The sequence below is a fragment of the Pedobacter sp. genome, assembly GCF_045628745.1.
Taxonomy (GTDB): Bacteria; Bacteroidota; Bacteroidia; order Sphingobacteriales; family Sphingobacteriaceae; genus Pedobacter.
The window spans coordinates 1-7,716 of record NZ_JAZQPU010000201.1; the positions used below are offsets into that span (position 1 = coordinate 1).

Annotated in this window: 6 protein-coding genes; 4 read left to right on the forward strand and 2 right to left on the reverse strand. The window is 36.6% G+C overall.

Annotated features, from left to right (window positions below; all coding sequences use genetic code 11):
• The first annotated feature begins 35 nt into the window (after positions 1-35).
• Genes ACR2F7_RS07620 through ACR2F7_RS07630 form a run of 3 tightly spaced genes read left to right on the forward strand, consistent with a single transcriptional unit; the run spans position 36 to position 5,358 of the window.
• The gene (locus tag ACR2F7_RS07620) at positions 36-3,203 is read left to right on the forward strand and encodes a SusC/RagA family TonB-linked outer membrane protein (RefSeq protein ID WP_432712984.1); all 3,168 of its coding nucleotides are present in this window, start codon (positions 36-38) and stop codon (positions 3,201-3,203) included.
• A gap of 26 nt (positions 3,204-3,229) precedes the next feature.
• Entirely contained in the window at positions 3,230-4,759 is a 1,530-nt protein-coding gene (locus ACR2F7_RS07625; RefSeq protein WP_432712985.1) for a SusD/RagB family nutrient-binding outer membrane lipoprotein, read from the forward strand.
• 14 nt (positions 4,760-4,773) lie between these two features.
• Positions 4,774-5,358 (forward strand): BT_3987 domain-containing protein, encoded by a 585-nt coding sequence (locus ACR2F7_RS07630; RefSeq protein WP_432712986.1) that lies wholly within the window; start codon positions 4,774-4,776, stop codon positions 5,356-5,358.
• A gap of 520 nt (positions 5,359-5,878) precedes the next feature.
• On the opposite strand, the gene ACR2F7_RS07635 is transcribed toward ACR2F7_RS07630, so the two are convergent.
• The gene (locus tag ACR2F7_RS07635; protein WP_432712987.1) at positions 5,879-6,565 is read right to left on the reverse strand and encodes a hypothetical protein; all 687 of its coding nucleotides are present in this window, start codon (positions 6,563-6,565) and stop codon (positions 5,879-5,881) included.
• Between the two features lie 79 nt (positions 6,566-6,644).
• On the reverse strand, positions 6,645-7,544 hold the full coding sequence (locus ACR2F7_RS07640; protein WP_432712988.1) for a S66 peptidase family protein: 900 nt from the start codon (positions 7,542-7,544) through the stop codon (positions 6,645-6,647).
• A 41-nt stretch (positions 7,545-7,585) separates the two neighbouring features.
• On the opposite strand from ACR2F7_RS07640, the gene ACR2F7_RS07645 reads away from it, so the two are divergent.
• Positions 7,586-7,716: class I tRNA ligase family protein (locus ACR2F7_RS07645; protein ID WP_432712989.1), on the forward strand; the 131-nt coding region annotated here is incomplete at its 3' end.

A 7,716-nucleotide genomic window follows, 5' to 3' on the forward strand; every position in this document is an offset into this window, starting at 1 on the left:
TTTAGGGATTATTATTCACCTAAAATTTAAAATTCATGAAAAAACTTCTACAAAGTTTGTTCGTGTTGATGCTTATTGCTTTCTCAGCATTTGCTCAAGAACGGACGATTACTGGTACAGTTACAGGGCAAGATGATGGACAACCATTGCCTGGCGTTTCTGTAAGAGTAAAAGGAACACAAATTGGTGCCGCAACAACTGGAAGTGGAAAGTATTCCATTAAGGTTCCTGCAGGCGCAACAGCTTTAGAATTTACATTTATTGGTTATAGTGCACAAAGCAGAACCTTAAGTGCTTCTAATGTAATTAACGTTGTATTACAACCAGATGCAAGAGCATTATCTGAGGTTGTTATTACTGGTGCTTTAGGTATCCAAAGACCGAAAAAAGAAATCGGCTATGCAGCTACGGCAGTGAATAATGAAACACTGACTGCTGCGAGTGCAGTAAATCTTGCAAATGGTTTACAGGGTAAAGTTTCTGGTTTGAATATTACCACAACTAACAGTGGTGTATTTGAGAACGTGAAGATCAATTTAAGAGGTATCCGTTCATTAACTGGTAATAACAATCCATTGTTATTGTTAGATGGTGTTCAATCGGATATTAACTTTTTATCTTCTATCAACCCAAATGATATTCAAGACGTAACAGTTTTAAAAGGATCAGCTGGTGCAGCTATCTATGGTTCTGATGCAAGAAACGGTGTACTTATTGTAACAACCAAAAAAGGAACTAAAGATGGTAAACCTTTAATTACTTTAAGTAATTCAACTCAATTTCAAAGCATTAGCTTCTTTCCAAAATTCCAAGAGAAATTTGGTAGCGGTGGTGGTGGAACTAGCGCAGTTGGTGGTGAATATACACCATATGAAAACTGGTCATGGGGACCAGCATTTGATGGATCTATTGTTGAATTAGGTGAGCCATTGCCTGACGGTTCTGTTCAAACTACTACTTATTCTGCAAAAAATGACAGAAAAGAATTCTTTAACACAGGATCTATCATTCAAAATGATGTATCTTATTCAGATAAAGATTTCTTTTTAAGTATTCAAGATGCAAACAGCAAAGGTATTGTTCCTGATGATGAAAATCGCAGAACTGGTATCCGTTTAAATACATCTAAAGAATACGGTAGATTCAAAGTTGGTATCAATACCAATTACATTCAACAAAACTATAATGTTTTTGATGGTGAGGCAATGTCTGATTATAATTCATCACAAAACATTGGTTTAAACCAGGGTTTGATGAACTTAATTTTCAATACTGCGGCTCATGTTCCATTGACTTCATACAAGGATTTTGAAAATGATAAATGGTCGCAGTATAACAATATCTATACATCTTATGGATTAAACCCATACTTTGCTTTAGATAACTGGAGAAAAAAAGGTAAAAGATCTGATTTATTGACAAATTTAGATTTAAACTTCAAAGCAGCTGACTGGTTAAACTTCACTTACCGTGCAGGCTTAACTTCACAAACTGTTGATGAAAGAAGAACTTCTCAAGGTGAAATGCCAAATGATTTTGGTGTATCAAGAGGATTAGGTCCACTTCCTGCAGCACTTGAAGAACGTGCATACAGAAGTCAGCGTTTATCATCAGAGTTTTTTGCAAATGCAACTAAACAACTTAACGATGATTTTAAAGTAACCGCTATTGTAGGTACTTATTTCCGTCAGGATGATTTACGTGATACTAGAATTGGTGCTACTAGTTTAGTAGTTCCTGATTTATATAACGTGTCTCAACGTGTTGGTAATTTAACAGGTTCTTCACCTTCAAGAAGAAGCAGGTTATTTTCTTATTATGGTAGTGCTGGTTTAAGCTATAAAGGCTGGGCAAACGTTGAGGTTACTGGTCGTACCGACCAAACTTCAGTGTTAGGTGTAGATAACAATTCATTCTTCTATCCAGGAGTTAGTGGATCATTGGTGCTTACAGATGCAATAAGTGCATTGAAAGATAACAGTGTTCTTTCTTTCTTCAAATTAAGAGGTGGATGGAATAAAACAGGTAATGCTGATATTAATCCTTACTTATTACAAGCAACCTTCTCTCAAGGCGGAGGATTTCCATACGGTTCATTACCTGGTTATTCTGCTGATAATACTATTTATGATGCAAACCTTAAACCTGAGTTTATTAAAGCTTTTGAGGCTGGTTTTGAATCTGGTTTCTTTAACAACAGAATTAATATTGATGCGACTTATTTCAATCAAGATAATACCAACCAAATTATCCCGATTAATATTTCAGGTGCAACAGGTTACAACAGTGCTTATGTAAATGCGGCTTCCTTTGTTAACAAAGGTTTTGAATTAGATTTACGCTTAACTCCTTTAGTTAACCTTGGAGAGGTGAAATTTGATTTAAGAGTAAACGGTACTTACAACGATAGTGAGATTAAAACAGTTTATCCTGGTTTAGATCAAATTTCTATTGGTGGTTATACAACTGCAGCAAATTATGCTTTGACAGGAGCTCCTGCTTTTGTAATCAGAGCTACTGATTATTTAAGAGATCCACAAGGTAGAGTAATTGTAAATGCTGTAAGTGGTTTGCCATCGGTTGATCCAAACACAAAAGTATTTGGTAATACCATGCCTAAATGGATTGTAGGTATTAACCCATCTATTCGTTATAAAGGATTAAATGTTTCAGCATTATTTGAATACAAAGGTGGTTATTCAGCATACCATGATATAGGTAATGCAATGGCATGGACTGGGGTTTCTGAAGCTACAGCAGCTAATAACCGTCAAAGATTCGTGTTCCCTAACTCTTCATTGTTAGTTAACGGAGAATATGTAGACAATACTAATGTTACAGTTACAAACCCTGAAACTTTCTATACTGGTGTTTACAGATCTGTTGCGAGTAACTTTATTACAAGTGCAGCTTCATGGAGATTCCGTGAGTTATCTGTAGGTTACGATATTCCAATGAACCTTTTAGGAAATCAATCTATCATTAAGGGCTTAAACATTGCGTTAACAGCTAGAAATTTAGTGTTATGGTTACCAAAATCTAATGCGTATACTGATCCAGATTTTACTTTCAGTCCTTCTGCAACTAGCTTTGGAAACGGTAACTCTACTGGTGTAACTTCAGGTAATCAGGCCGGTATTAGTAATTCCACGATTAACCCTCCTGTTAGAACTGTTGGTGGTAACATTACCATCAAGTTTTAAATTATATTTATATAAAAAGATAAGAGATGAAAAAGATTATATTTCCAATTTTTACATTAATGTTGCTGGTCGCAACAAGCTGTAAAAAAGAATTCTTCGATATTAACGAAAATCCGAATTCACCAACTGAACAATCAATTACTCCAGCGCTTCTATTGCCAAGAACATTACATAATGTAGGCGTTAGAACGGCAACAGGATATGATTATGCTGCCATGTGGATGGGATATTGGTCGCGTTCTGGTACTTATGGCCAGACTGTTGAACCAGAATCGTATGCAATCACTACTACTTACCAAGCTGGACAATGGAATAATACCAGCAATAATGGTTGGTATGATATTCTAACTGATGCAAACTTAATGGAAAAAAAGGCTGTAGTAAGTGGCCAGACATTTTATGAAGCTGCAGCAAAAACCATTAAAGCTATTGGCTTTATGTACCTGGTAGATCAATACAATAACGTTCCTTATTCTAAGGCTTTTGATTTCCAGGGAAACATTTTGCCTGCTTATGATAAAGGTGCTGATATCTATGCTGATTTGCTTGTACAGCTAGATGCTGCTGCAAAATTATTTGCAACTGCAGAAGTTAATGATGACATCAAAAAAGCTGATATTGTTTTTGGTGGAAACACCACTCTATGGCGTAAGTTGGTGAATACACAACGTTTAAAATTGCTTATTCATGAATCTCAAGTGGTGACATCTGCAACAGTTACTGACGTTGTATCTAAAATCACTGCTGATGGATCAGGCTTTTTGGCAACAGGTGAAACCGCCAGCGTTAAAGCAGGCTATGCCATCTCTGACGGACAACAGAATCCTTTTTGGAATACCTATAAAGTATCAGCTTTAGGTGTTCTTGATAATTATAACAGAGCTAATAATTTTGTGTTAAATAAATACCGTAGTCCAGGTAATGCCGCGTTCGAAGATATACGTTACCAGTATATTTTCAGCAAGGCTGCAATTCCTGTAGCAGGTAATACTTATTACGGCTATAATTATGGAGAAAATCTTCCAAACACAGATCCATATAAAGCAGCAAACTCATCAGATGTTGCAGGTCCGGGTCTTGCAAAAAGTGCAACTCAGCCACAATGGATATTTACTTCAGTTGAAAGTTTATTTTTACAGGCAGAAGCAGCACAAAGAGGCTGGCTTACAGGCGTAGCTGCACAAACTGCTTATGAAAATGCTGTCAGAGAATCTTTTATCTGGTTAGGTGTTACCAATGCAACAGCTACTGCTAATGCTTATATTGCAAGTGCTAACCCACTAGTAAACTGGGCTGCTGCAACAGATAAAACGAGATTAATTGCAATGCAGAGATATTTAGCATTACCAGGCATTAATAACTTTGAAGCTTATGTAGATTACAGAAGGTTAGGCGTTCCAGCAGATCTTCCATTATCTTTAAACCCTTCAAGAGGAACTAATGTGATTCCATTGCGTTTGCAATACCCACAAAATGAATATAACTACAACTCTGCTGTTGTTGCAGCAGAAGGGGCAATTAACCCTCAGACTTCTACGATTTTTTGGGACAAATAATAAATAACAAAGACATGAAAATGAAAAATATAACGAAAATATTGTCACTCACGATGCTTACTTTGGTATTTGCATCTTGTGTTAAAGATGATGATTTTGAAAATCACAAATATGGGGTTATTGGTACAGATGCATATAAAGTAATTGATATTCCATCAGCTAATACTACCCTTACAACAACTGGTACATATCCTTTAGCAGTTAGCCCTGCTACTACGCCTGCAACATTCTTACCTGCAACTACTCCAGTAGTAGTTACAGTTCCAGTCCACCTTTCTGCAAATGATCCTGCAAAAGAAGACTTAGGTGTTACATTAAGCATAGATCAAGCGGATACCAAGATTGCAGCATATAATGCAACTCTTGCTGCAGCATCTAGATATGTACGTATGCCAACAGATAAGATTACTCTTTCTGATGGAGGAGTAGCTAAAATTGCAGCTGGTAGTAGAGATGGTTCAATTAAATTAACCTTTGTACCTTCAACTTTGACTGCTGGACGTTACATCATTCCAGTGAGCATTGCAAGTGTTGATAAATCAGGATATACAATTAGTGGTAACCAAGGCTACCGCTTAGTACTTGCTATTATAAGATAGTCAAAAACAAGTTTACATTACTTAATCACCTATTAAGGATCTCTATTATAGAGGTCTTTAATAGGTGATTTTTTTATGGATGCACTATGAACCAAAATGTATTTGATGAATGGCATGCTGTTTTATACTCGATGTAATGTGAATTAATAAGGAAGTGCGTACTAATCAATTCGTTATGATGTGCCTGTTAAGGAAACTAAATGGTACTTTAGGGAATGAAAATATTTAAAATTTACCTGACGGCTTCAATAGTTTTCCTTTCAGTAATATTCATTGGATGCAAGAAGGAGACTCAAGTTGGAAAAACTGATCCTACGTGTGGTAATTATGAGAAGGGTGCCAATCAACAATTATATTTAAGCGCTAAAACAGGTTGTTATTATATGACCACTTGGGGTGACAAGTTTTACGTTGAGCGTTTTCATTGTAAATGTGCAGACTAGGCGAGGTGGGGATATGGTATGACCATTAAGCTCATGATCATACCTTTTTATTCATTCTTGAATCACACTATGTCAATCTATAGTGTATTGTAATAATATATTAAGGTGATGAGGTCACCATCTTTTTTAAGATTCAAATTGTTCTCCTTAATGAAGGAAGTTAGTTCTGTTGCCTTACTTTTCAGAGTGACAAGAATAGCTTTCTGATCTCGCTTTATGGGATATAGGTTATCAGCCATTGAAAGGTAGTATTTGGCTGTTTCTTTAACTTGTTTATTCACTAAAATGGACCCGTTACCTCTTTCCTCTACAACCTTTTTAGAAATATGTTTAACTAACTTTGTATTGCCGGCAACCAATAATTCATAATATGTTTTTGAATTAGCATCGCCCATAGATTGGAAACCATTGATGAAAGTTCTTTTTGTTTCAACGCCTTCGTTAATATTAACTATTGTAAATTCGGTAACTGGTTGACTAAAGAGTTGTGGTGATTTTTTCTCATTCAAAAAAATGAGTTCATCTTTAACCTGGTCGTATTTCACAAATAAGTCACGATAAACGGTACCATTAGCTAGTTTAACGTAGCCTTTGGCCCAATCTTCGTATAAGTAAGGTGAACCCGTTAAATTGGAATAAGTATTTCCTACAAAATAAATTCCTTGACCATCTCCACTAACTGTAACACCTTGAGCTTGGCTACTTAATAGATTGGTGGAAAACAAACAAAAGCAGAGTGCGCCGGTGTAAAAAATTCTTTTCATGAACTAAAAATAATAATTTAACTCCGATTTAATGTCCTTTCGTCTTAAATATTTTTCGCTTACATTAATTTCAGTAGGATTAAAATTTATCCATCGAAATGCAGTGCTGATCAATTGACAATTTTACAATCTTCCCCAATACCATCGCCTTATTATCGTCAATATGACCTGTAGGGAAATTAAAACAAACCGGGTAGTCATATTCTTTTACCACCTCCCAGATCACCTCCTCCGGTGTTTGTCCGAAGGGGATTTTCTCTACCTCTAATTCATTAAATGCACCCACAATCAGGCCTTTTAATTTAGCCAGTTTGCCACTGCGTTTCAGCATCCTCATCATGCGGTCAATGGAGGCTTCACCTTCACCTACATCCTCTAAAAAGAGTATTTTATCGGTATAGTCCATTTCAGAAACAGAACCCTGCACCATAGCAAGTAAAGTTAAGTTACCACCAATGAGGATCCCTTCAGCCTTGCCGGCTCTATTTTTAAAAGTACTGGTATATTCATAATGAAGGGGCTCGCCAAAGAGTGCTTTCCTAAGAGATTCTAAAGAATCTGGTGTGGCTTCCTCAAAAGTATAAGGCATTTGTGCGTGGATACTTTGCGTGTTCTCTGCGCTGAAAAGATGGGAGAGCAATACCGTGATGTCGCTAAAACCAACAATCCATTTAGGACTTTCGCGGAAAACTGTAAAATCAAGCTCGTCGATAATGCGGATAGTACCATAGCCTCCACGTGCTGCAATGATGGCCTTAACCGAGGTGTCATCTAAAAAGTTTTGGATATCCTGGGTTCTTAATTGATCGGTTCCGGCAAACTGATGATAGTCAGCATAGACACTTTCGCCGATGATCACTTCTAGTCCCCATTGTTGAAAAAGTGCTACAGCCTGGTCAATTTTTTTAGGTAATTTTTTTGCTGGGGATACGATGGCAATTTTGTCACCCTTTTTTAGATACGCTGGCTGTTTAATCATTGGTAAAACACTTATATTTGGCCAAAATAATAAAAATAGTTTTGGATAACAGCAAAATAAAGAGATATACCGTTACGGCGGCTTTACCGTATACCAATGGTCCGGTACACATTGGTCATTTGGCTGGAGTTTATTTGCCTGCCGACACTTACGTGCGTTACCTTCGCTCTAA